Source organism: Lacrimispora sp. (assembly GCF_046972725.1).
In the GTDB taxonomy this organism is placed as follows: Bacteria; Bacillota; Clostridia; order Lachnospirales; family Lachnospiraceae; genus Lacrimispora.
In genome coordinates this window covers 466253-491168 of record NZ_JBKVXF010000002.1, presented here as the reverse complement: position 1 = coordinate 491168, position 24916 = coordinate 466253, and the positions used below count along the sequence as shown (strand labels likewise).

26 protein-coding genes and 2 pseudogenes are annotated in these 24916 nt (G+C 37.1%); 4 read left to right on the top strand and 24 right to left on the bottom strand.

What is annotated here, in order from left to right; genetic code table 11:
• Positions 1-11: 11 nt before the first annotated feature.
• The 3 genes from ACLTWA_RS10635 to ACLTWA_RS10625 all read right to left on the bottom strand — a co-directional run bounded on the left by ACLTWA_RS10635 (position 12) and on the right by ACLTWA_RS10625 (position 2837).
• The gene (locus ACLTWA_RS10635) at positions 12-287 is read right to left on the bottom strand and encodes a hypothetical protein (protein ID WP_412327673.1); all 276 of its coding nucleotides are present in this window, start codon (positions 285-287) and stop codon (positions 12-14) included.
• Positions 288-458: 171 nt separating this feature from the next.
• A complete protein-coding gene (locus ACLTWA_RS10630) occupies positions 459-644 on the bottom strand; it encodes a hypothetical protein (RefSeq protein ID WP_412327672.1) in 186 nt (61 codons plus the stop codon).
• Positions 645-668: 24 nt separating this feature from the next.
• Entirely contained in the window at positions 669-2837 is a 2169-nt protein-coding gene (locus ACLTWA_RS10625; RefSeq protein ID WP_412327671.1) for a peptidase domain-containing ABC transporter, read from the bottom strand.
• A 170-nt stretch (positions 2838-3007) separates the two neighbouring features.
• Between ACLTWA_RS10625 and ACLTWA_RS10620 the strand changes: the two are divergent.
• Positions 3008-3142 (top strand): annotated as a pseudogene (locus ACLTWA_RS10620) (IS3 family transposase); the annotation flags it as partial.
• A 369-nt stretch (positions 3143-3511) separates the two neighbouring features.
• Here the strand turns inward: ACLTWA_RS10620 and ACLTWA_RS10615 are convergent.
• From ACLTWA_RS10615 to ACLTWA_RS10540, 16 genes are all read right to left on the bottom strand, one after another.
• On the bottom strand, positions 3512-4882 hold the full coding sequence (locus ACLTWA_RS10615) for a jacalin-like lectin (protein WP_412327670.1): 1371 nt from the start codon (positions 4880-4882) through the stop codon (positions 3512-3514).
• Positions 4883-4963: 81 nt separating this feature from the next.
• Positions 4964-5680, bottom strand: coding sequence for a LytTR family transcriptional regulator DNA-binding domain-containing protein (locus ACLTWA_RS10610; protein WP_412327669.1), 717 nt, complete (start codon positions 5678-5680; stop codon positions 4964-4966).
• A 92-nt stretch (positions 5681-5772) separates the two neighbouring features.
• Entirely contained in the window at positions 5773-6714 is a 942-nt protein-coding gene (locus tag ACLTWA_RS10605; RefSeq protein WP_412327668.1) for a PEP/pyruvate-binding domain-containing protein, read from the bottom strand.
• Between the two features lie 33 nt (positions 6715-6747).
• The gene (locus tag ACLTWA_RS10600) at positions 6748-7611 is read right to left on the bottom strand and encodes a beta-ketoacyl synthase N-terminal-like domain-containing protein (protein WP_412327667.1); all 864 of its coding nucleotides are present in this window, start codon (positions 7609-7611) and stop codon (positions 6748-6750) included.
• Positions 7608-8780, bottom strand: coding sequence for a beta-ketoacyl-[acyl-carrier-protein] synthase family protein (locus ACLTWA_RS10595; RefSeq protein WP_412327666.1), 1173 nt, complete (start codon positions 8778-8780; stop codon positions 7608-7610). The genes ACLTWA_RS10600 and ACLTWA_RS10595 overlap by 4 nt, the downstream gene beginning before the upstream one ends.
• Complete coding sequence (locus ACLTWA_RS10590; RefSeq protein WP_412327665.1) at positions 8777-9277, bottom strand: 4'-phosphopantetheinyl transferase family protein; 501 nt, start codon at positions 9275-9277, stop codon at positions 8777-8779. The genes ACLTWA_RS10595 and ACLTWA_RS10590 overlap by 4 nt, the downstream gene beginning before the upstream one ends.
• Positions 9252-10901: a PEP-utilizing enzyme gene (locus ACLTWA_RS10585; RefSeq protein ID WP_412327664.1), complete on the bottom strand. Its 1650-nt coding sequence runs from the start codon at positions 10899-10901 to the stop codon at positions 9252-9254. Before ACLTWA_RS10585 ends, ACLTWA_RS10590 begins: the two co-directional genes overlap by 26 nt.
• 25 nt (positions 10902-10926) lie before the next feature.
• Entirely contained in the window at positions 10927-11676 is a 750-nt protein-coding gene (locus tag ACLTWA_RS10580) for an SDR family oxidoreductase (protein WP_412327663.1), read from the bottom strand.
• On the bottom strand, positions 11664-12704 hold the full coding sequence (locus tag ACLTWA_RS10575; protein ID WP_412327662.1) for a 3-oxoacyl-ACP synthase III family protein: 1041 nt from the start codon (positions 12702-12704) through the stop codon (positions 11664-11666). Before ACLTWA_RS10575 ends, ACLTWA_RS10580 begins: the two co-directional genes overlap by 13 nt.
• Positions 12701-13756, bottom strand: coding sequence for a beta-ketoacyl synthase N-terminal-like domain-containing protein (locus ACLTWA_RS10570; protein WP_412327661.1), 1056 nt, complete (start codon positions 13754-13756; stop codon positions 12701-12703). The genes ACLTWA_RS10575 and ACLTWA_RS10570 overlap by 4 nt, the downstream gene beginning before the upstream one ends.
• Positions 13720-14130, bottom strand: coding sequence for a hypothetical protein (locus ACLTWA_RS10565; RefSeq protein WP_412327660.1), 411 nt, complete (start codon positions 14128-14130; stop codon positions 13720-13722). The genes ACLTWA_RS10570 and ACLTWA_RS10565 overlap by 37 nt, the downstream gene beginning before the upstream one ends.
• 56 nt (positions 14131-14186) lie before the next feature.
• Positions 14187-15389 (bottom strand): beta-ketoacyl-[acyl-carrier-protein] synthase family protein, encoded by a 1203-nt coding sequence (locus ACLTWA_RS10560; RefSeq protein ID WP_412327659.1) that lies wholly within the window; start codon positions 15387-15389, stop codon positions 14187-14189.
• 26 nt (positions 15390-15415) lie between these two features.
• Complete coding sequence (locus tag ACLTWA_RS10555) at positions 15416-15868, bottom strand: hypothetical protein (protein ID WP_412327658.1); 453 nt, start codon at positions 15866-15868, stop codon at positions 15416-15418.
• 1 nt (position 15869) lies between these two features.
• Complete coding sequence (locus ACLTWA_RS10550; RefSeq protein WP_412327657.1) at positions 15870-16262, bottom strand: acyl carrier protein; 393 nt, start codon at positions 16260-16262, stop codon at positions 15870-15872.
• A 21-nt stretch (positions 16263-16283) separates the two neighbouring features.
• Positions 16284-17024, bottom strand: a complete 741-nt coding sequence (gene fabG, locus ACLTWA_RS10545; RefSeq protein ID WP_412327656.1) for a 3-oxoacyl-ACP reductase FabG — start codon at positions 17022-17024, stop codon at positions 16284-16286.
• Positions 17025-17038: 14 nt separating this feature from the next.
• Complete coding sequence (locus ACLTWA_RS10540; RefSeq protein ID WP_412327655.1) at positions 17039-17980, bottom strand: ACP S-malonyltransferase; 942 nt, start codon at positions 17978-17980, stop codon at positions 17039-17041.
• A 301-nt stretch (positions 17981-18281) separates the two neighbouring features.
• On the opposite strand from ACLTWA_RS10540, the gene ACLTWA_RS10535 reads away from it, so the two are divergent.
• On the top strand, positions 18282-18923 hold the full coding sequence (locus ACLTWA_RS10535) for a TetR/AcrR family transcriptional regulator (RefSeq protein ID WP_412327654.1): 642 nt from the start codon (positions 18282-18284) through the stop codon (positions 18921-18923).
• Positions 18913-20070, top strand: coding sequence for a macrolide family glycosyltransferase (locus tag ACLTWA_RS10530; protein ID WP_412327653.1), 1158 nt, complete (start codon positions 18913-18915; stop codon positions 20068-20070). Before ACLTWA_RS10535 ends, ACLTWA_RS10530 begins: the two co-directional genes overlap by 11 nt.
• 700 nt (positions 20071-20770) lie before the next feature.
• On the opposite strand, the gene ACLTWA_RS10525 is transcribed toward ACLTWA_RS10530, so the two are convergent.
• The 3 genes from ACLTWA_RS10525 to ACLTWA_RS10515 all read right to left on the bottom strand — a co-directional run bounded on the left by ACLTWA_RS10525 (position 20771) and on the right by ACLTWA_RS10515 (position 21607).
• Complete coding sequence (locus tag ACLTWA_RS10525) at positions 20771-21040, bottom strand: PTS sugar transporter subunit IIA (protein WP_412328120.1); 270 nt, start codon at positions 21038-21040, stop codon at positions 20771-20773.
• Positions 21041-21104: 64 nt separating this feature from the next.
• The gene (locus ACLTWA_RS10520; RefSeq protein ID WP_412327652.1) at positions 21105-21338 is read right to left on the bottom strand and encodes a hypothetical protein; all 234 of its coding nucleotides are present in this window, start codon (positions 21336-21338) and stop codon (positions 21105-21107) included.
• A gap of 86 nt (positions 21339-21424) precedes the next feature.
• Positions 21425-21607, bottom strand: a complete 183-nt coding sequence (locus tag ACLTWA_RS10515; RefSeq protein WP_412327651.1) for a PRD domain-containing protein — start codon at positions 21605-21607, stop codon at positions 21425-21427.
• Positions 21608-21940: 333 nt separating this feature from the next.
• Here ACLTWA_RS10515 and ACLTWA_RS10510 point away from each other — a divergent pair.
• Positions 21941-23093 (top strand): annotated as a pseudogene (locus tag ACLTWA_RS10510) (IS3 family transposase).
• Positions 23094-23310: 217 nt separating this feature from the next.
• On the opposite strand, the gene ACLTWA_RS10505 reads toward ACLTWA_RS10510, so the two are convergent.
• Complete coding sequence (locus ACLTWA_RS10505) at positions 23311-23943, bottom strand: hypothetical protein (protein WP_412327650.1); 633 nt, start codon at positions 23941-23943, stop codon at positions 23311-23313.
• A 177-nt stretch (positions 23944-24120) separates the two neighbouring features.
• Positions 24121-24867, bottom strand: a complete 747-nt coding sequence (locus ACLTWA_RS10500; RefSeq protein ID WP_412327649.1) for a Cthe_2314 family HEPN domain-containing protein — start codon at positions 24865-24867, stop codon at positions 24121-24123.
• Positions 24868-24916 lie beyond the last annotated feature (49 nt).

The window sequence follows — 24916 nt, the reverse complement described above, 5'->3', positions numbered from 1 at the left end:
TTGCCCCTTCCTTAAAACATAATATCAAAACTATCAATCTCATCCCGCACAGATGCCAAATCAAAGTCCGACAATTTATTTATAATTTCTTCCATCTGCCTCTCTGATAAAACATGTTGCAATTCCTCTTTCAGTTCTGAAATTTCTTTTTCACTATCAATTGTTTTCCACACCAAAGAATATAACTTATTTAAAATGACCGTGTTTCCATATTTATTTGTTATTTGAATACAGCCGTCATCCTCTTCAAACCAACTGGCACATTCTAAAATCACAAATCCTTTCATATCCTCACCCTGCTCCTCATACATGTTTCCATCTGCTATATGTTGATTCTAACTTTACACTCAAATAGAGTTTATTGCTCAAACAGGCAATCAGAACTAAACGGTAACTGCCTGTTTGAGCAACCAAATGCAAAAAATGACACAAATATAAGTTTAAGCTACTCTTTTCAATTAGCCTGGAATTGCTGGTCCAGGAATTGAATCAATAACCGCTCCAACTACTGCACCAGAAACGCCACTGGCAACAGAGCCAACGATTACCTCAGACATTTTACCACCTACGACTGTGTCTTCTCTCATTTCACCAGCACCAATCATATTGCACTCTGGGACTTCATAAATTCCATTCTTCTCCATATGTTTCCTCCTTTCTTGACATATTTATGTCACCATTTGCATTTTTTCCTCAACAATTTCCTTTGACTGGAGGCACTGCTTTTCATATAACTGGCAATATAATTTGTGACTGGAAAGCAGTTCTTCATGCGTACCAATTTCCTCAAGACGTCCATGATTCAGTACATAGATGCAATTGGCATCTTGTATGGTGGAGAGTCTATGAGATATCACGATGAGTGTTATTCCCATTTTTTTGAGATTACTATGTATATCTAGTTCATTGGTACTGTCTAATGAACTTGTTGATTCATCTAATATTAATATCTGCGGTTTTCTAAGAACCGACCGTGCAATGCTTAACTTTTGAATTTGTCCACCAGATAAATTTTTATTTTCATTCGAAATCATAGTATCCAGTTTCATAGGCATTTGTTCAATTTCATCCCATAAATTAACCATTTTCAGTGCCTCAATTAAAGCATCGTTGCTTATATCATTGTTACATAGTGTCAGATTTTCTCTGATGGTTTTATTAAAAACAACCGACTGCTGAGGAACAATTCCAAATAAATCCGCGAAATTATCCTCCATAATATCCTCAATTTTATATTCTCCATTAATCAAAATCTTTCCAGAGGTACATGGATACAACTTGGCTATCAATTTAACAATGGTAGATTTTCCTGATCCAGACATACCTACAATTGCTATTTTTTCACCTCGCTTTACGATTAGCCTTATGTTACTTAATACATCTTTTTGATTGGAATTATATTGAAAGCTCACATCATCAAAGGTTAGTTGATTGAAATTGTCTATCTGGAATTTCCCCTTTTTTAATTCTTTTTCATTAAGTAAATCATTAATATAATAAAGCTGTCCCCTTAATGTATGTATTTGAACACTCGTATTGGCAAGACTCATAACGTATTTTACATATAATTCCATAATGATATAGAAGGTAAAAAGGCTTCCAATTGAAACGTTTTTTTGAAACTTACCAAATATCATAATAAAGATTATCATTAATGGAATAAACATCTCAAATAGCCCTATAATCATAGAAAAATCTGACAACCCTTTTTGATTATGTATATACCCCTTCTTAAATTTTTCGTTGACTTGCTTATAAATACGAAAAAAGTGATCTTCCAGATTCATACATTTGATCTGATACATCTGACTTATGATCTCTGTCTGCACCCTGTTTAAACCTTGATTGTTACTGACCAATCTCCGATTGCGTTCCAGTAGGGAAGTATTTTGTAAAAATACAAAAATATATAGTATGATAAAAACAATCGTCATCATAACAAATAAAAAAATGTTTTTTATGATACAAATATAGACATAAATAGCACTAATGGACGTAATCGAAATAATTAATGATATTAATATTCCTGATACTTGCTTTTGCACCTCGAATAAAGTATTTAATCGATAAAGAATATCTCCTGTGCTTCGGCTGTCAAAAAATCCATAGCTTACCCGGAATAAATGCCTCATGGTATGCAAGGAAAATTTTTCAACAATTACGCCTTGTAATTCCACTAATTTATTATTCCGCAATTTCGTAAATACCAGATAAAAAACGGAAACCACAAATATATTTATTATAATTACTTTTTTTTGTTTATTAATCGACCCATTTATCAGGAAGTCAATCATGCTTTGTAATATCTGTGGAATGATTATATTCATTACATTGACTAAAATTGAAGCAATTACTGCTATCAGGAATATAACTTCAATACCTTTTAACATACGTATGATATAATAATAGATATGAGCTTTATCTTTTTCTTTTGCAAACTCATCTGTCTTTTTGATATATATCATATATTTTTCATCATAACCATTTATTTCACTCAGACTTATTTTTACACGTCCTGCCGCCGGATCACAGATGTAGCAATCCTGGTTTTTTATTTTTTCTATTACAACAAAATGATGATCCCAATAGAGAATACAGGGAATTCTCCCTCTTATTTCACTCTTTTTAATATCTCCGCAGGGGCTTGTTAATGGTTTAAACTTAATCATACGGAAGATATCGCAGATATTCTTTACAGACATTCCATCTCTTCCCACCTGAAATAATGACCGATAAAAATTGATATCCTTTCTATAGCCGTAATAAGATGCAAGCATGGCTGCAGCACATAATCCACATTCATTCTGCTTCGTCTGCATTATAATATCTATTTTCATATCGTTTAACCACTCCCCCCTTTCCATGCTTACTATATGCGATTATCAATATGAAATCATTGTAACAAAGCGAATCATCTTTTATTAACCTTCTTTAATAAGATAACAAAAAAATATTCTATGTTACGGAAGATGTAGAAATTCCGATACTGTTTGTCATATTTCATATATATAAAGATTTCAATGAGGCGAATAAAGTTATCTTTGAATATATCGAATTCTGATATAACAGAAAAAGGATTCATAGTTTCCTTGGATACAGAACACCTCAACAGATCGAGGACGAAGCGATTCAATCAGCTTAAAAAAGTTCAACTTTTTGTGTCTAAGGTATTGATTCAGATCCAACATTACCAAAATCTCCAACGGCAATATCGAACTATCGTCAAAAATTTAGGTGCTTGCAAAACAGAGGAATTAAGTTTTTTCAACCTAATTCCTCTGTTATTGATTAAACAATATAATTCATCAGCACTTACAGTAATTTCAGGGCACCTACCCGCATTGCCTCAAAGTCATCAATGGTCAGGCAGCTTTCTAACAAATAAATGCCTTCCATAATATCGCTTCTGTGTGTTCCCTGCCAAATATTTCAACCGCAAATCCGTTATTGCATTCTTACCAAAAATAAAACTAAACCGTCAAACAACTACCATAAAGAAATCTGCTTTTGCTTATTTTAATGTTCTGATAATAACTCCAAGCTTATCAACATTAGCCTCTGCCCGCCCGAAAAATCCTGCAATATAAGTTCCTGATGGAGCGGTTAGCGTGAGTGCTGTTCCGCTTTTTTTCCCATTTTTCAAGATCCGCCCCTTATTTGTTGTCAGCTCCAGATAAAATATCCTGTCTGCTCCCTTATACTCATCTTTATAAATAACCGCCTTATTTATATACTCACCGCTTTCTAAGTCCAATGTCTTCTGGGTTCCGCCAGTTCCGCCATTGGTGAGCACGGTGCCGTCATCGTAGGTCATTGATATTGCATCCACACGGTTATCTCCCCTTATAGCAACAGAAACAGGTCTGTGAGATATTGGTGATGTACTTCTTAAGAAATTGAAAGCTATTCCGCCTGGTCCTCCCCATAAATCACTATAAACGATACGGTTATCCCTGGTATAAGTAAAATTAGCACTAATCGCATAATGATCTGAAAGCTGATTTCCCTCTGAATCGGTAAAATATTTATTTTCAACCTTATAAGAAGTAGGATTTAACGTAATACCAGCACCGCTCCGGTAAAAAATCTTATCCACAACTTCATTGTCGGCACTCGTCTCCCCGGACCTGCCAAGCAATGCTTCTTTTCCCATTTCCGGATAATTACCATTTCTGATTTTTTCTACCCAGACATCTTTCATTTCCAACCGGTCAACAAACAGGGCTTTTAAGTTATCCTCCGTCCGGGTATACCGGCAATTCGTATCTCCAAATACAATCACTGCATGCCCCTTGGAATATTGCTCAATATATGTAGCAAGCTGATTTAAATTACTGCGTCTTGCAGCCTCTGATTTTGGATCCGTATCCGCATCCGCATGAAGATTATAAACATCTACATAAACTCCATCTGCTATTTTAACCTGATTGTACATGAATCCCTTTGGTGTCAGCTCATCACTGCCGCTATCCAAAAAACCATAACGGTCTTTCCATGTTTCCCGGTCTGTATCTTCAAAAGGAAATTTCGACAGGAAATTCATCCCATCACCAATTCCAGCCCCTCCGGAAGTGGGGGTCCTGTATGCATGAGTATCATTTGCATAGAGCGAAGCGTGGTAATTGAAATCTTCCTGTACATTTACTAAATCGTAGGCATGGAGCTTGGCTCCAATCTGAGGAATATAATTCTTAGGATCTCCACTACTTGAAAACATAGCTGGCAGCCCTCCGATATTGTAGGAAAGAATACTGAAAGAACCTGTGGAATCGCTTCCAGTACTTGCAAAAGTGGAAATGGATTGCTGCTCCGCCCCTAATACTGTGGCAGACATTGCAAATACCATTGTAAGGGAAAGAATGAATGATATCGTTTTTTTCATGTAAAAACCTCCTGATTGTTTTAATAAACTTTTTCAATTTTATGTAGTTAGCAGTTCATTGAAGTATTTAATACTGGATATTTAATTGATGAAAACATTATTAAAATGAAGCAGCTTTGACAGCCTTTTTATTCCATCTCTGCTGACAGGTAATTTAATACCGTTGATCAACTGCAAATGCTGAGCCGTACACGCACATACAAAAGAACTGTTCACGATACAGCCTTTATCTACATAGATAAAGGTTTTTTCGTCTAATTTTTCATAAACATGCATCAGACTCATGCGATAAGTTACACATCCATTGTGCGCAGTAAATATATTCACATTTTTACCATCTCGGTTTATATACAAAATATCATTAAAATATATTTTATCATATCTTTTTTTCGTTACCAGTTCAAGCGTTTTGTTTTTCTTACCGGCAACACTATGATGCAAAATTTCAAGTATTGTCTCCAATTCCTTTATTATATTTTTCTTGGACATATACTTGAATATTTTATATTTTAAGAACCAGTCAATACATTCTAAATCATCAATTAAAACTATGATCTTTGTATGAGGGTACTGCTTGATCAGCTTCGATATAAATCCGCATAACTCTTCTTTGGTATTATCCGAAATATCGATGATAAAACCATCGCAATACTCTTCGTCTATCAGAAACAGGGCACTCTTAATATCCTCCCAGACATTTAGTTCCAATGGGGAATATTTATATTTGATGATGGTATGTATGACTTTATTGACTGAACTTTTAAAATGAATGTCTTTTGTATAAAACCCAATATTCATCCTATTCACCTCCGTAGGTTATAGGTTATACTGTTTTATCCTCATTATTTTCACCATGTAAAAATTCCTTATCTTATTGTAATTTTCTCGTTTTATCTTATATGAGTAATAGGCCTGGATTGCACAATATATATTTTTCCTTTTACAATTCCCCATTCGATATCCTGCGGACAACCAAACCTACCTTCAATCTTTTTGCATACTTTAACTAATCTCAAAACATTTAGATAATTTAAGGAATATGTTTGTCTAAATTTCCCGCTGTTAAATACCTTTTTTATGCCACTTTCAGAATTAATAAACCGGTATTCCTTTCCCCCCTTTTTTCTGTATATAATTCTTTTTTTATTCGTATCATAGACATAAGTATCCGGTGAAACAGTACCTGAAGCAACTGCCTCGCCCAGGCCGTATGCCGAATTAACAAGCATTTCCTCCTTTTGGCCATTTATGGGATTGCAGGTGAAAACAACGCCTGCTGCATCAGGACTGATCATCTTCTGAATGAGAACTGCCATCTGAATATGATTATTTTGAAAATTATTTTTCCTTCTGTAATCAATTGCTCTCGGAGACCATAGGGATGCCCAGCATTTTTTTACATGTTGAAACACATTAAAATCCCCTGAGATATTTAAAAAAGTATCCTGCTGTCCTGCGAAACTTGCCTCTTTTCGGTCTTCCATATTTGCTGAGGACCTGACTGCAACACTTTCTTTTTTTCCCAGCGCCCTGTATTGCTTAATAATTTCTATTTTTAAATTAATAGGTATGTTTCCATGCAAAAAACGTTCCAAGATGCATTTGCTGCACTCTTCCAGGGACATCCTTCCATTTGAATTTTCACTTAAATAGTGTTGGATCGATTCATTGATTCCGTTTTCTTTTATAAAGTCTTCATACCCACGGTAAGTAATGCAAAATCCCATTGGAATATTAACCTTTAACGAGTATAATTCTCCCAGATTTGCAGCCTTGCCCCCAACATCTATATTGTCACGAATAGTTATATCTTTTAAGTTTTTCACATACATACGCCATAAATCTCCTCATCAGCCTGAACAAAATTAATCTGGGATGCATTTAATGGTGATTGCACTATATACTGTTTTCTTAGAAATACTATAAACAATAAACTCCGTTTCCTTGTTATCTCTGCAGGTTTCAATTCCCTTTTTTATATCAAAAACAGTCTGAGAACCAGAAGAGAGAGGGAATACATTCATCTGCTTATTCGATTCTTTTAAGTAGATCCCATGACTTCTGTTCTCTTCCTTCTCCACATCAACATTCAACCGGCTCCAGATACTTTCGTTTTCATATAGAATCCCTCTCTGTATATCTGTTATTTCCGCTATAGCCCCATATCCAGACTGTGAATCCAGTAATAATGCGGCTCCGCATTCGCCAAAATCTTTAACATCAGCCTGATGGTAATTTCTTTGTACCGCCATTCCAAATTCACCTCTACAGGAATCACTGCTGACAACTAATACACGGTTTTCCCGGTTTTCCATGATCAGCTCATATCCATCTATCACTGCATCGCATGATGAGTTGATTCCTGTTGATACCGTATAATTGGTACCTTTCAACTGCAATGCAATTGCTATAACGGCAGATTGCATATTTGAAAGTATTTTAGTGATAAACACAGGCGATACCAGTCCTGTATCATGATATCTGGCGACTTCATCCGTTATTGTATTCGTTGCCCCAAAGCAGGTCGCTGATAAAACAGAAATATCTTCACCGTGTCCAAAAAAATCCGGGTTTGATTTATGTATCTTTTTAGAGATCGCTAAAGATATTTGTGAATACCGGTCAAGCTTTCTTTTTTCCCTGGGAAGCAGGTACAACTCTGTATCTATGTACCCGCTGACTTCCTCCGGATAAAGGCAGACGATATCTTTAATAAATATACGATTCAAACAGTTTCTCCTTCCCACTTCTTTAAGAGCAACGATGCATTCTGTCCTCCAAAGGCAAATGTGTTATTCATTACAACCTTTAACTTCGTTTTTCGATTCTCAGACAGCAATAAAATGTTATTGTTTTTTATGGGATCTTTTAAATTCACAGTTCCTGGAATCAAGTCATTTTTAATTGCCAGACAAGAAAATATTGTTTCAACTCCCCCGCAGGCACCCAGTAAATGTCCGGTCATCCCTTTGGTAGAGCTTGCATAGACCGGATGATTAAAAATCAGCTCCATTGCATGGTATTCCGATTCATCATTTAACTTCGTTCCGGTCCCATGGCAATTGATATAATCGACGTCTGTGGATTTAATACCTGCATCCTCCAGTGCCCGTTTCATGGACAAGGCGGCTCCCTGTCCTTTCGTGTCAGGCGCAACTATGTGAAAGGCATCGCAGCTGGCCCCATAGCCGATAATTTCTGTACAGGCCTTTAAATGACTTATGTCAATACAGTCCTCTCGCTGCAAGACTAAGGCCCCTGATCCTTCACTTAGAATAAAACCATTATGATGGACATCAAACGGCCTCATCGCTTCATCACTGCTAAGTACTCCTAAAGCAGAAAAGCTGGCCAGACCCAGGTCTGAAAGCACGGAATCGATACCGATTACGTAAGCGCAGTCAATCTGATTGTTTTTAATGAGCCGGTAGGCTTTCCCTATTGCGTTTGAAGCAGAGGAACAGGCGCTGTTTATCACTATGACAATGGAATTTACACCATATTTTTCAGCCAGTTCATGAGCAAGAACTTCAGGCAGTACTTCGTCTAATTGCAGCCTGCCATGCCGGTCATTTGTATTTTGAGACATGTATTCGCTGTTTCCTATGCTGCTGCCTATAATAAGTGCACATCTTCCCTGATTTTCCTCTGGGACGATTCCGGAATCCTGGATTGCCTGAACCAAAGCATCTTCCGCTAATTTACTGTATTTTCTCCGCTCAGAACTGCACGATACCCTTCCGACATAGAATTCTTCCACTCTTTTGCCTTTTCCTTTCAACAACTGATAGGGCACAAAATGGTTTTTTCTTTGTATCAGGCTGTTCCAGTTCTCATCAACGCTATCACCAAGAGGTGATATCATACCCATTCCTGTTATAAAGACACGATTACTCATTCAAATATGATCCTTTCCTTAAGGATAGATGATAATTCACTGCATACACAAACAATATAAGATTCAAATATCTCCGTTGTTATAAAATAGGCTGACTCTGTTTTGCTGTATACTTTTTGCAGATTAAAGTCTATATATATTTCATTCGGCTCTATTCCTACCCAGCCTGTGCCCAGCCATTTAACAAAACATTCCTTAATGGACCATATTTTACTAAACAGCGGCAGTGACATCTCTGCTTCACCAGTTACATATTCAATAAAATCTCTGCTCTTTCCTTTATAGCGCTGGATATCGATTCCAATCCTCTCTTTTCCTACACCGATTACCACCCATTCCCCGGAATGAGATATATTAAGGAAAAGGTCTGCCTGTGCAATGACAGCCTGTCCCTTCCTATTATAAATCACAACTCCTCTGGTATCGATGGATTGAACCATACGCTGGACTGACTGATAAGAATACCTGCTTTTATGAAGTAGAAACAGTTTTATCATAATGGATTACTCCAGTTTCACCATCTAATATTATCTGGTCTCCATTTTTAAGGATTGCAGTCGCATTCTCTACATTAACGATGGCTGGTATATTGTATTCTCTGGCTATAATAGCAGCATGTGACAAAATTCCTCCCAGTTCAGTAATCAGCCCTCCTGCAACGGAAAACAGAGGAGTCCAACTGATATCAAGGGATTTAATTACAATAATATCTCCCTTTTTTATGTCCCCGGCATAATCATGACTGATTACTTTAACCTTTCCTTCTGCCCGTCCATAGCAGGCTGGTATTCCCCGAAGTATTTGTTTTACAGGTTTTTCCGTTGCCGGTTCCTCACAATTTAACAAAAACTGGGAATAAATCTTTTTTCTAACCGTAACATTTGCTTTTATTTTCTCGAACTCTGAGGGATCCCTGACCAGCCGGCCTAATTCCTCATAATTCATAAAATATATGTCATCCTGCTCCATCTGGGGTATGATGCCACATAACTTTAAATTCAATATTCTTATGATTCTTTTGATCTCTGCTATAATAAAATATAAATAATGTTTATTATTCTCTCTCAGCATGGTAAAGGTTCTGGCCTGCCGGATTAATTTCCCAAATTTTTTATCCTCCACATTTATTTTTTCCTGTTCCCTTAATCTGCCTGCTTCTTTATTCTCACATCGTTCAATGACCATATTTAATAGCATACGCGGATTTTCCGCCCAGTAAGGTTCTTTTATTTCCAGTTCATTCTTTCCCCGGTGGCCGTAGTTGGCAATCAGATGATCCTGAATAAATTGACAGACCTGTGGGAAGCCTGAATCCAGCAATGACTGCTCCCAGTTTTCATTTTTCAGACATTGCAATATCTGCTGTTTCTGTTCCAATGGCTCAATCATATGTTTCAGCTGTTCCATGTGCTTGCTGATTTCTGCCATCTCAATCCCTTCTATATCATTTACCAGCTTTAATAAAATTGAATTATCATACCCATTTTTCTTCAGTTTCCATTGGAGCATTGCCATCTTTGAAAATGCAGCGGTTGTGGCATCGGTATGTAGATGCATGTTTGCTTTTCCATAGATAATTTTTTCATTAAATAAATGAAAAAGCTCATTTATATTCATGGATTGATAATCCAATTCAGCCCATTTTTTATGATAACGCCAAAACTCCCTCCACTTTAACCGGGATTCTTCTTCCAGCTTTCCGTTATTTTTTTCCGCTTTTATACTGCCGGGTAAATGAAACAAAAACTTTATCCAATGAATTCTTCCTTTTTGCTGCTTCGCTCTATACGCCGTTTCTCCGCCTACAATCTCATCCATAGAAAAGAGTCCTATTTTTTTCATATACAGATTTACTAAGCCGATATTGTAATAAAGCTTTCTATTATTCAGCATAATAAAGCACTTTTCTTTTACCTCCGATGAAAATGAATAATACCGGAAAGCATTTCTTAACAATTCATTCATGGTTTCTCCCCACAGCGACCAGCTTAGCGGTGTCATGATATCGGGAAACGCTTCCGCTACATTTCCCCTCGTCCAGACATCATAGGAAGACTTTTTCCCGGGATAGCTTTTATTTCCTGTGTATATCTCATTTTTATTTTTGTTATTGTATTTCATATTCTTTTCCTCCGGGGCTGAATTTTCAAACCAAAGATGCTCCGCCGTCTACAATAATCGTCTGACCTCTAATCATTTCAGACTTTGAACCACATAGAAATAACACTAAATCGGCAATGTCTTCCGGCAAAACCATACGTCCTGCTGGAACTTTTTTTTTAAATTCTTCCATTACCAGCTTTTTATCCTGAAAATAATTTAAAGAATCTGTTTCGACCAGACCTCCTGAAACCGCATTGACGTTAATTCCATAGCCGGATAATTCACATGCCATATATTTTGTAAGATTCTCTATGTACGCTTTTGTCCCTCCTATGAGAGAATATCCAGGAATAAACCTCTGGCTTCCGGTACTGGTAATATTCACGATTGCCTTATGCCTTTCAGCCCCTTCTTTCATTAAAGGAACCGCATATTTGCTGCATAAAAATGTCCCTCTTGCATTTACCTCAAATGTGAAATCCCAGTCTCTCTTCCTGATATCAGTAATATTTTTATGTACTCCTGATGCTGCATTGTTGATCAATACATCCAAATATCCCGATTCTTCCTGGATTTTATGAAACATCTGTTTTATTTCTTCTTCATTGGAAATATCAGAACAGACCAGCTTTGCTTTAAAATTCCGTTTTAAGAAATCCATATAAGTGTTTTTTGCCAGTTCTTCATTCATGCAGTAATGAACATACACCGTGTAACCTTCTGACAGGAATTTTTCAGCAATCACTTTCCCGATTCCTCTGGAGCTTCCCGTAACAAGCGCTATTTTTTCCATTCGATCAACACGCCCCCATACATCCATTTTGAAGCTTCCCCTCCAATTATGGCTATTTTGTCTCCGTATGCCAGTTCTCCGTTTTTATCAATCTCATATAGAACATGAAACAGCGATGCCGTTGCACTATTTCCCACCTTATTCACGTTATATCTGATTTTTTCAACCGGAAACCCGCTGGATCTTAATGCCTCTATATCATTAAGCAGTAAGGAAGGGTTGGCCTGGGGGAAAATAATCCACTTTAAATCCTGTATGGAAAGGCCGGTACCTTCTGCCAGCTCTTCCATGGCACTCTTTGATAACGCGCTGCCATGTTTTTTGATCAGTTTGGGCCTTTGGCTCCATTTATGGCGGTTCTCAGCAAAATCTATCTGGTCTCCCGGGTATACAGCCCCGCCCATATCTAAAAAGATTCCTTTTTCAATCCCACTTCCCACACTTTCTGAAAAACTATATAAAATCCCTTCTTCTTCAGACTCCTGAATCACAATGGCACTGGCACTGTCTGAAAACATGGCCATATTTAGCTGATCTGCCATTCCCTCTATTTCTTTATTCTTCCAATCCCGAAGCCAATAGGTGCTCATCAGATTGCCTGCGGCTATTACTACCGTTCTGGCTTTTTTGCATTTAATATAGCAATTTGCAATATCAATTGCCTGAAGCGCCCCAACACATCCGCAATGAATCTCCAGGGCGTTACACTTTTTGATTTCCAACAGTTCCTGTACCAGCGTAGCCGTTGTGGGCAGGGTATAATCCGGTACTGTTGATGTCGTGATCAGTAAATCAATCTCCTCCTTTTGAATCTGTGAATCAGCAATTGCTTCTTCTATGGCCTTTGCCATCATTTCGCTTTGCGTCTCATTCAGAGTCCGTCTTTCAGGATCAGAGGCCCAAAACCGGTTCTCCACCCCTAATTCTTTTAAGAGCCAGGGGTCAATTTCATACCTTTCAGCTAATAGTTCATTTGATATGGCCGCACCTGGAAAATAAGAACCTATTCCTGAGATTTTTGAATTCATCGTTCATTCCTCCTTATCACAATAATTGATACTTCTCCTCCAAAACCAGCAGATATTTTCATAAATACCTGAGATTTGCTTTGACTGGCTTTCTTTCTGATAAGAGCTTCGGCAATTTCTACAGCAGCTGCTGCACCCAGCAGATTTCCAAACTGATTCTTTAAATTGATCTGCGGGATGTCGTGAAAGATATCTTGAATAGCCTTTTCCTCGATTACATGATAATTTTTATAGGTCAGACCATCCACGTGGATCAATGAAACATTATCAACGTCTTCCTGTGCTGATTCCAGGCTTTTATATATTCCCATTTTCAGAATCCGTATATTTTCCGTTTCTTCCTTATCAAGATTTAAAAAGACTTCTCCATGACCAATAATCTCACCATATATTTTTGCTTTTCTTGAAACAGCATGGTCATAATCTTCCACAATAAAGGTGCCTGCTCCCTCTCCTAATACCTCACTGTTTTTCCTCCCATCCGGATAATCTGTTTTAAATCCATATTGCTTAAAATTATACGCTTCTTCCTCATCCATGTGGGAATCGAATCCACCGGCCAGACACCAGATACAGTCGCCCCTTAAAATTGTATGATACGCAGCAGCGATTGCCTGAGAGCCTGCTGCCCCATTTGTGATAAATAAGGAATTACTACCTCTTATGCCAAACTCCTCTGCGGCATAATGCAGACACGCATTGGGCAGAGACTTGATGACAAATAAAGGGGACATGTTTTCCGCTACGGCTTCTGCAAACTCCTTATGTCTGATTTCTCCATCATAAATACTCTTTAAAACGTTTAAAAGCTCAGTTCTTGAGGAGGATTCCTTTGTCGTACCAAGAAATATCCCTCTTTTTTCGTTTGCTGTATCCATTTCCAGAATCCCGGAATCAGCAACAGCATCAACGGCAGAACGGCAAAAGATTTTTTCTCCTCTTGATAATAACTTTTTTATTTTTCTGTTCTTAAAGGCTTTTTCTTTTTTATTGTCAGCAACCGGCAATTGTAAGCTTACTCCCAGACCTGTGATTGCAATTCTTTTTCCCATGCAGTTTTCTCCTTTTCCACAACAACCTTAACCTCTTTTAGCTTAGCAGCTATCATTTCATCATGATAGATATTTGCTTCAAATACGTAACAATCATCCGCTTTACTGATCAAACATACTTCCGTAAAAATTGCATCCCCAGGTTGCAGGGCTTTATATACTTTCAGCTTTCTGACTCCCTTAAAAAAACATGTCTTTTCTTTCTCATTTTTTCTTATATATAAATCAATGCTCTGTTTGACATTTTCTAATAAGAGCACAGCCGGAAGTACGGGAAAAAAAGGAAAATGTATTTCATATACAGGTTCAGCAATTGAAAGTAATTTTATGGTCTTTATGCCGGAATCGCTGACTTCACAAATTTTATCAACCATACGAAAGCTCATTTGCCACTCCTCCTGAAAATAACGCTGGCATTGGATCCCCCAAATCAAAGTGAATTGGACATAACATAATCAATGGTTCTTTTTAATGGCTTGGGAATATGGAACAAGGTACATTTTCCGTCTATGTCCTCAAGATTCAAGGTTGGAGGCAGACACTGATCCTTCAGTGCCATAATTGAAAAAATAGCTTCTATCGCGCCAGCTCCTGAAATCAAATGACCGGTGGATGCCTTTGTGGAGCTTATGGGGATACTCATGACATCTTCGCCAAATACTTTTATTACAGCCGCTGCTTCTGAGGAATCATTATCACGTGTCGATGTTCCATGAGCATTGATATACCCAATCTGATTTTTGTTAATTCCAGCTTCATCCATGGCGATTTTCATGGCTTGAGCAAGATTTTCACCATCGGGAGGCGTATCGAGAATGCTGTAACCGGAAATGGCATTTCCAAAGCCAACAATTTCAGCATATATTTTAGCCTTTCTGGCCAGCGCATGTTTCTTTTCTTCAAGAACCAGCATGCCTGCCCCTTCCCCCAGAACAAACCCGCTTCTGTCCTTATTAAAAGGTCTGCTTCCCTTTGTTGGATTTTCATTATATTCGCTTGTTACAGCTCCCAGCATGCAAAATCCCATCAAATCTATTTCCGTTATCATGGCATCGCAGCCTCCTGCAAGCACCACCGTATTTTCTCCTGCTTTAATGCTTTCATAAGCCATACCAATTGCCTGGGTGCCTGATGCACAGGCTGTAGTAATAGAGCAGCAGCCGCCAGACAGATTACATTCCTTTGCAATTGTTTCTGCGGCAGCGGAATATCTGCTTTTATCAAACTGGCTGTCACTGTTTAAGTTTTTTAAAGTCAATTCTTTTAAATTCCGGGCTTTGAATTCTTCGGAAAAATCATCAAGCCCGGTTCTTGTCCCTGAATTGCCAAGAAAAACAGCCATCTCATCAAGAATACCTGCTTCATTTACCACCTCCGCATCCTTCAGTGCTTCCTTTGATGCAGCTAATCCAAAATATGTGCCCCTGCTATAGGGCAAATCGCTTCGATACCCATCATCTTTTACCTGCCCTGCGATTTTACAGGAGAATCCCTCTGTATCAAATAATGTTATCCGCTTTATCCCGGACTCTTCCTTTAACAAGTTCTTCCAGGATTGCTCCACATTATTACCAATCGGCGTAATCATACCCATTCCCGTCACTACTACTTTTCTATCTTCTTTTGTTATCATAGTTTCGCCTTTCTAAAAAAGGGATGTTATATTCCAACATCCCCTCTTTTTTGAGTCAAGTACTTTATATACCTCCGGGTCATTTCCGGATCCTCTAAGCCGGATGTATCAACCAGCTTTAAAATAGCATTCTTTAACGTTGCACATAATTTGTCTTTTTTATAGACTTCTCCGCGAATGGTTGCATACTCCACATTATGATCCTCAATGGTAACATTAATTTTAAGCTGTTCCCCAGGAGAAGCATGTTCGTATATCTGGTATCCCTCTGCCGTTACAATGGTAGGCCTCAATTTCTGATCGGAGGATAGTACAATCAGCCATGCGGCACACTGGAACATACTTTCCAGAAAAAGGGTTTCATCCATGTGATGACTGTCATCTATAAATTCCGGATTCCCATACGTTACATTCTTTATTGCCGAAGCTTCTCCCCACTCTGTAAATGATATTAACTTATCTATCAAATGAAAACGCATGTTACACTTCTCCAGCCGGGGTTTCGTTAAAGATTTTCATGATATATTTAATATCAATCAACCTTAATACTTCTTTTGACGTTATATTTTCTGCCTGAATATTCTCATCGCCTATTGCCGCCTTGATTTTTTCTATTCCTGCAGCGGTGATATATCCTGTCTCGTCTATAAATTCATCTTCCGTTAAGCCGCCCCTTACATCTTTCTGGATGACCTGCATGGTCACTTTCTTACCCGTCTGCCTGCTCAGCTTAAACAAAATATCCAGCAAATCCAATGACTCTGCATCCAAATCAACAACCGGTCTTGTTTTTTCACTGATTTCCTCTTTCTCAACATCAAGTACCTCTGCAACCGTCTCCTGTACCATATCAAATAATTTCTTGTTCTCCATGATTTATCCACCTTTCTTTTTTTAGCTGACTGGGAGTGTTCTTCCAAGACCACCGCCAACCAGAATATTTTCACCAGTAATATAGCTTGCTTTCTCAGAAATCAAAAATCCCATCAAATCAGCAACATTTTCTGCAGAGCCGAATTCCTTGCAGGGAATTAACTTTTTAACACTTTTCCCAATCTGTTTTTGAGCACCTTTCGACATCTGGGTATCAATCATACCTGGACTGATACAATTGACCCGGATTCCAAAACGGGCCACTTCGGAAGCAAGAGACTGTGTAAATCCGATGATGCCGCTTTTTGAAGCACAATAATCTTCCATTCCGGGAATGCCAAAGGTACCTAAGATAGAAGATACATTAATTATGACTCCGCTATACTGCTCCACCATAATTGGAACCACAGCTCTGCAGGAATAAAAAATACTGAATAGATTCGTTTCCAAAACATTTCTCCATTCATCAATGCTTTTGTTTACAAAAAGGCTCTCTCCTGAAATACCTGCACAGTTAATTAAAACATCAACTTTTCCACACTCCCTATTTGCCCTGTCTATTAAAGACTCCACCTCTTCAGGATTACGGACATTGCAAGAGGAACCATGGAGATAACCGGGAAATGCCTGTTCTAATTCACTGGCAGTTTCCTTATTTTTCAGAAATGTAAAATAGGTATGATAGTTTTCTCCTGCAAGCCGCTTACAAATTTCACTGCCTATAGCACCTGAACCCCCAATTACAACTGCTGCCTTATTCATAATTCACCTCTTTCCTATGATTGCTCTTGTTTGTTGAATATTTGATGCAATAAGGCCTTATCTTCCTCATCTTCATAGGAATATACATGCCCCTTATTCAGGCTTCTTTTCATCATGCCTTTTAAAATACTCTTAGGTCCTATATCTATGTAAATATCAACGCCCTCCCCTTCCAGATATTTTATGGTTTCATGCCACCGGACAGCGGAAACCATCTGTCTTGACAGCAGACTATAGATATCTTCTCCATAGGGAAGACTGCTGACATTTGAAATCACCTTACATTTGGGGACTAAAAAATTTTTCTTTGATAATAAAGATGAGAACTCACAGGATGCCATGTTCATATAACTGCTGTGAAATGCAGCGCCAACATTCAATCTGGTTGCTAATATACCATTGGATTCAAATGTTTTTTCTATTATATTTAATGTATCTGTGTCTCCTGACAATACGATTTGATTTGCTGAATTGTAATTAGATATACAGACTTTGGAATTATGTTGTTCCATAAATTCTTTACATATAAGCTTCACTTTTTCATTGCCTGCCTTTACCGCAAGCATTCCGCCCTGGGATTTTTCTGCCTCTATCTGCATAAGTCTTCCTCTTTCAAGTACTAATTCTAAGGATTCTTCAAAAGCTAATGCCCCTGATGCTGTAAGCGCAGTAAATTCGCCAAGGCTGTGGCCAGCCATATAATCAGGCCTGATAGTAAATTCATTCAAAAATGCAAGATAGTTTATGTAACTAACGACAAATATGACTATCTGTGCATGATCGGTTCTCGTCAGATATTCCAAATCGCTTTCGCAGCTCAACTTGTAAAGATCCAATGCAAAGCGATCCTTGATATCCTGATAAATCTCTTTTACCCAATCATACGTTTCATAAAGTGCTTTTCCCATTCCAACATATTGAGCACCCTGTCCCGGAAACAGCATTGCAAACTTCATAATTGATTCCCCCCCTTTTCTCACGAAAAGTATCCACTTTGGAACACTTTATATCCCGCTTTTTTGTTTGTCATATTTATTAATCTATTATGGATTAAAACATAAAAATGAACAATTTTAAAAAAATGTCCACTTTCTGTCGTTTTTTGTCCACTTTAATTATATACAAATATTATTTATTTTTAAGTATATCAAGTCATTAATATATTTTTATCATTATTAATAGTTTTAGTTGACAAATATTTTTTATTTTGATACAATTTATAAAACCGACCAGCGGTCTTTTTTGGAGGTGACAAAGATGTCAAGAATAGACAAGGCAAGTATCACAAAGCAGAAGATCACAACAACAGCCACCGCTCTGTTTTTCCAAAACGGATTTGAAAACACGACCATGATGGATATCATGAAATCCACTGGATTATCTAAGGGCGCTCTGTACCATCACTTTAACAGCAAGCAGGAAATTATGGAATATATCATAGCCCAGAGAAAAGAGCTCATAAATAATTTGTTTGAGGGTCTGGCTGAGAACAGAGATTTGAATTCCGTTGAAAAAATCGATCTGCTTGTAAGAGAACTACTAAAGGATGATACTCTATTTAATTTAACCCAGAATCATTGGGCAGAAAAGGTTCCTTATGCTTTGCTGGATACATTAAGAAATTCCGTCAATGTTTTAAGTAAGTATGTAGAAGAAATAATCCGTCAGGGAAATGCTTCTATGGAATTTAACTGCAAACATCCCAAAGAAATTGCAGAAATCTTTATGCTTCTATTTGATGTCTGGCTGGACCCCATCATTGTCAACAGTACCTATCATGAAGTATATAACCGAATCCAGTTTATTGTGACTATGCTGCAAAAATTCGAGACACCTCTCATTAGTGAAACCAGTGAGAAAATAATCAAAGAAAGGTTAAAAGAATATTATGAACAGTAAAAAGAAAATTCTAATGGTCAATCTGCCCTTTTCCGGGCATACCAATCCCACCCTTGGACTTGCAAAGGTCATCATTGACTTAGGGCATGAAGTTACTTATATCCAGTCCCCGGACTGGAAGACAAGGGTGGAAGAAACAGGAGCTCATTTTATCCCATACGATGATTATCCGGAAACCTTATCTCCCTCTAAAAAAGAGCTGAAAAGCTGGGGCGCTGCTTATCAAACCGTAAAACGAGTCGGCCGTGATTATGACTGTCTCATCTATGAAATGCTGTTTTTACCAGGGAAATCCCTTGCTGATGAACTGGGAATCCCCGCATTCCGTCTGTTTTCAACCTTCTCCTTAAATGAGCATATTCTGAACTATTTTGGTCAGACCGGGGGCTGGTATATGACCTGTATATTCCGGTATCCCTTATTATGCAGTCTGCTTTCTAAGTCACTTCAAAAGAAGTTTCATTTGCGTTATAACAGCATTGCAAAAGAAATGGAATACAATGCCCCGCCTTTAAACTTTACCTACACCATAAAAGAGTTTCAAATTTTTCCGGAAGAATTCGATCCGGCCCATTATAAATACATAGGAGCTGCAATCAGCGACAGGCCAATCGATCCCTCCTTCCAGTTTCCGAAATTGCGCTCCCCGTTAATCTATATCTCTCTAGGCACACTTTTAAATAATTCCACATCATTTTTCAAAAAATGCATTCAGGCCTTTAAAGGGAAACCGGTAACTGTCATTCTCTCAATTGGTACGAATGTAAAGGCAGAAAAGCTGGGTCTGATTCCTGATAACATATTCATCTATCCCTTTGTACCCCAGTTAGAAGTTCTGAAACAAACAAGCGTATTTATCACTCATGGCGGAATGAACAGTGTCAATGAGTCCATTTATTTTGGAGTCCCCATGCTTGCAATACCAGTGGGTAACGACCAGCCCGCAGTAGCCAAACAAATAGAGGCCCTGCATATGGGTAAAACTCTGTCAAAAAAACATCTGACTCCTGAAATCTTAGCAGATCATGCAATGAGCATCTTGCAGGATGATTCTTATAAAAAAAGCATACAGATCTATCAGAAATGTATGCTGAATTCCGGCGGTAATACTCAGATTGCAGAAGAAATCCTGGAATATTTAAATTGATATTTTGTGAGTATGCTTATTTTGCTGGCAGAAACAACCGCAAGAAGCGTTATATGCGTCTGATTTGTCAGCATGCGTATTAATTTTTCACTTTCTTCTTTTATGTTTTAACATAGCCAGATTGTAAGGCATACCACAAAATCACAAAGTACTGCTAAGTTCCCACATGCAAAAATATATAAGCCAAGGGCTACCCAAAAGGTAAGCCCTATTGCTGTTTTTCCGGGTCTTTTACCAGTTCCATACCGGACATCTCAACCATCGCATTTATCTAAATTAATGCAATCCTCCCGATTTCCGTGATACCGGTTTTTATTGCTTTTATAGATTAAATCCCCATATTCACCTTTATTTTTTATATATAAATAAAATCGTATCAGTTCCAAAATTATAAATACAATATCTTTATTTATTATATTTGAAATTCCATAAGTTTCTCCATATCCATGCAATTTCACCTGCTAAATCATGGGAAGTTTTCATGGTGTCCAGCTTACATTCCCATATTCTATATAAAATTTATTACCACTTTATTTACAGTAATCTTATATCTTCTCTTTATTTCCAATAAAACCTGCAGTAATGTCTCAAAGTTTCTACTCTCCAGAATACGATTCACAGCTTTCGTTGACAGCAAAACTTTTGATGTAATTTCATAAAATTTCTGGACTTTACTCTGGGTGGAATCAATAATTGCAACTCATACAACCAACTGCACTTCTTTTTTTGACCAGAGAATGGGGTCCTTAAGAATACCAACACTAATTATACTTTTATCGGCCATAGCTTTATGCGGATGTGGTATTGCCACCATATTCCCGTAATCTGTGCTCCCCAGTAGTTTTCTTTCCAAAACGGATTCATAAAAGCCCACCGGCAGGGGATATATCTGAGAAATCTTTTTGCACATATCTTTAAGAACCTCTTTTATTTTCTTTTCCTTTGTATTTGTAAAAAAATTCTTTTTTATAAAGTTCCAAAAGGAAACTCCGATCTCCGCTTTCCAAGGTTTTCTTCACAAATATAATATCCCCTTACTCCAGAAAATCATGGACTTCAATGATTGGCACAGATTTATGGGTCAGAATGGAAACTGTAGAAAAAATATAATCAATATGAATTAAGTCAAACGTTTCCAATTCATAAACATTACAGATAAAAATGTCATTCAGATAATCTACAAACTCTCTTTTAAGCTGAAATAAAAGCATTTGAGAACTGGCTTTTCCACTGCTGCAAACCAAAAGAATACTCTTCTTTTCTATCATTGGCTCCTTTTCTTCCAGAGCAAGAGCAAACAAACCTGCCAGAAAACCGATCTATTTTTCAGGAATTTCTTTTCCGTAATGCGCTTTTAATTCTGTGCAGCAATTGTATAGGATAAATAATACCTTTTACAAATATTTTCCAACAACGGATTCTCCAGAAATATCCCATATTTCATACGGATATCCAAAGGCATCATATGCTGTATCAAAAGCATACGCAAGTTGAAATTATCTCTTAATACAATATGGAAAGTTTTATATATCCTCATAAGCATAGCCGTAACCAGATTGTGGATTTTTTCAAAATTATGAAATCAGGTTCTTCCTTCATATCTGTACGAAACATACTCTTTCCTGCAATATAGAGAGTTAAATATAGAGTATTCTCCTGAGATACAGGTACTTTCATTTTGGGGTTGCTATAAATCCACTGCATCAAAGGCTTAAGGTTCGACCTGCTTATTTTAACTGGACCTCTGCTTTCTTACTAGCATCCTTTATTCTCTTGTACAGTCACATAATAATTTGGATCGGCTACAATTAACTAGACAGAAATTTTAAGGGCATATATGATAGTACTAATAAGGAAAGGATGATGCCCTATGTCTAAAAACAAAGAACCGAGACCACGCCGTTCATTTACACCTGAATTAAAACAGCAAATCGTCGATCTCTATCGAGGTGGTAAAAGAAAATGCGATATTATAAGAGAATATGATATTGCAAGTTCGCTCCTAGATAAATGGATTACCCAGGCTGATAACAGTGGTTCCTTTAAGGAAAAAGATAACCGTTCTACAGAAGAAACCGAGTTGCTTAGGCTTCGCAAGGAAAACCAGCAGCTTAAGATGGAGAACGATATTTTACACCAAGGGTGGGCAGCGCCAAGCAAGCAGCGCTGATCTTAGGACGAAAGTAAATGTGATCAAGGCAAATGCTCACAAATACTCTGTGTCAGCAATGTGTAGAGTCCTAAAAATTCCAAGAAGCACCTATTACTACGAAGCAAAAGCAAAGCAAGACGAATCTGAACTGACAGCAAACATAATTGATATATTTAAGGCGAGCCGCAATAATTACGGGACGCAAAAAATAAAATCTGATTTAAAGGATAGAAATCTGATTGTTTCCCGACGCCGCATCGGAAGGATTATGAAGCAGGAAGGGCTTGTTTCAAGTTATACGACTGCTCAGTTCCGTCCACAAAAAGATACCTGCAACGAATCAGAAATTGAAAATATCGTTGACCGTCAGTTCAATAAACAACCATATAGAAATATTGTTGTAAGTGACCTGACATATGTTAGAGTCGGTATGCGCTGGAACTATATATGTGTGCTTGTTGACCTCTTTAATAGAGAAATAATTGGTTACAGTGCCGGTCGCAACAAAACAGCAGACCTTGTAAAACAAGCGTTCCAGTCCGTAAAAGGGAATCTGAAAGATATCCAGATATTTCATACGGATCGGGGTAACGAATTCAAGAATCAAACGATTGATGAAACTCTAAAAGCATTTGAAATTCAGCGCTCTCTCAGCCATAAAGGGTGTCCTTATGATAATGCAGTTGCAGAAGCAACATTTAAAATAATTAAAACAGAGTTTGTCAGGAATCAGACCTTTAGCAGCTTATATCATCTTCAGATTGAATTAGCTGATTATGTAAACTGGTTCAATAACCACAGGATTCATTCTTCACTGGGATATCTGACACCGGTGAAGTATAGAATGATTACCCTTAAAAAAGTTGTCTAGAAAACTGTTGACAATACAACCCTTGACAAGAAATTTCCTTTGTGCTATTTGTATTATAACAGCCACCGGTATGGCTGCCCCCAAACGGTATGCCGGAGAAGTTCAGCCTTGCAGCAGATGTTGCAGGGCTTTTCTTTTACTAAACCTCAGAATGTTTATTTGTTTTCAACAATTCTTGTAGCTTTTGTTTCTCGAACAGAAGTATACAATTTATAAATCATTTTGAATATTTATACAAATATGCTCCAGTTATTACAAATGCCGGAATCATAAAAGCAAAGCCCAAAACTCTATATGTCATAGCACACAAAAATAGCAATAACCCCATTATAATCATGTATGCAAAAAGATACTTAAAAGACCGTATATTTACTTTATTATCCCCTATTTCAGGTACCTCAATTTCTTCTATCTCAATTTTGTATTTTAGTACCTCAGACTGTTGATTTTCTTCTGTTTGATCCTCTAATTTTTTTATATTTTCTTGCTTTAAAAGCTCAATTTGGGGCTTTGTTTCATTCAATAGTATATTAATAAATTTAGTATATTCCTCATGATTCATAAGTAACTTTCCTTGTTCGGATATAACTTTATTCCTTAGGAGTAACGACAAAATTCTACATGAATCTTCTCTCGGTATTTTAAAGAATAAAAACTTTTCCACAGTGTCGATATTTATTTTTCCCACCCCTGTATCATAAACAATATCCATAAGCTGCCTTATGTATGGATTAATTTCATTTTCAACAATTATCCCTTCTTTAAATGGCTTATATGGCCCATATCTTTGCTCATATAAGAAGCCAAGTTCATCATATTCTCTTTTGCTCATCTCATTGAAATCAATCAACCTTATCTCCCCCAGTATCATTCCAATATAAATTATAGCGTTTTATATTAGATATCTATTGGTAATATATTTTTTTTCTTTATTAATGTCAATAGATATTTCCACAAATTTGAATCTTATTATATCTAAAAAGAGCCGGCTACAGCCTGCCCTTGAATCTTAATATTATATTCAATATTATCGCTTAGACGCCTCCACCCTGGCATTAATAAAAGAGTTTACATGTTCGCACAATCGCTCATAACTTCTTAGCAGTTCACAGACTGATTTATATACTAATTCTGTAGATATTCCGTCACTATTTCCACTTACATACATACCAGGTCCGACTTTAGTGACTTCCATCCCATAGTAAGACGATGATTTATTGTGAACAAAATTATTTCGTATAGCTAAAATTTGGTGGAACGATTCTGATTTTTCAACACGTTGATATTCAAAGGCGAGATCTTTAATCTCTTCAATATTTTTCATCTCATTAATTATTTTTCTTCGAGTTAGATTACGTTTCTCCCCAGATAATCTTTTCAGATCATATAAGTCATTGAACATTTCTAAATGTTTATCAAAATAAGAAATTGAATAAAGCGCTACATCTTCTGCAAATGTATCAAAATAAATTTTATGTGCACCTTCAGGGGATTGAAATTTATTTATATCAATTGTATCAAATGGATTTTGGCAATATTGATAATACATTAATAAAAAATGTGTCCATAAATGGCTTCTAAAACTATTAACGTGATAGCACCATACACTATATTGTTCTAAAAAAGTATCGAAAAAACGCAAATAATTATCCTCTACTTGCATTAAAATAAGTTTATTAATATCACAAATTTCCAGTGCTTCATCTCGCTTTAAGCGGTCCGGAAAACCCATAAAATCAAATAAATTAAGACGATTAGTATCCTCATTACTCATGCTATCCTCCCATTATTTCTTTGTCTTTTCCTTTGGAAATACTTATATA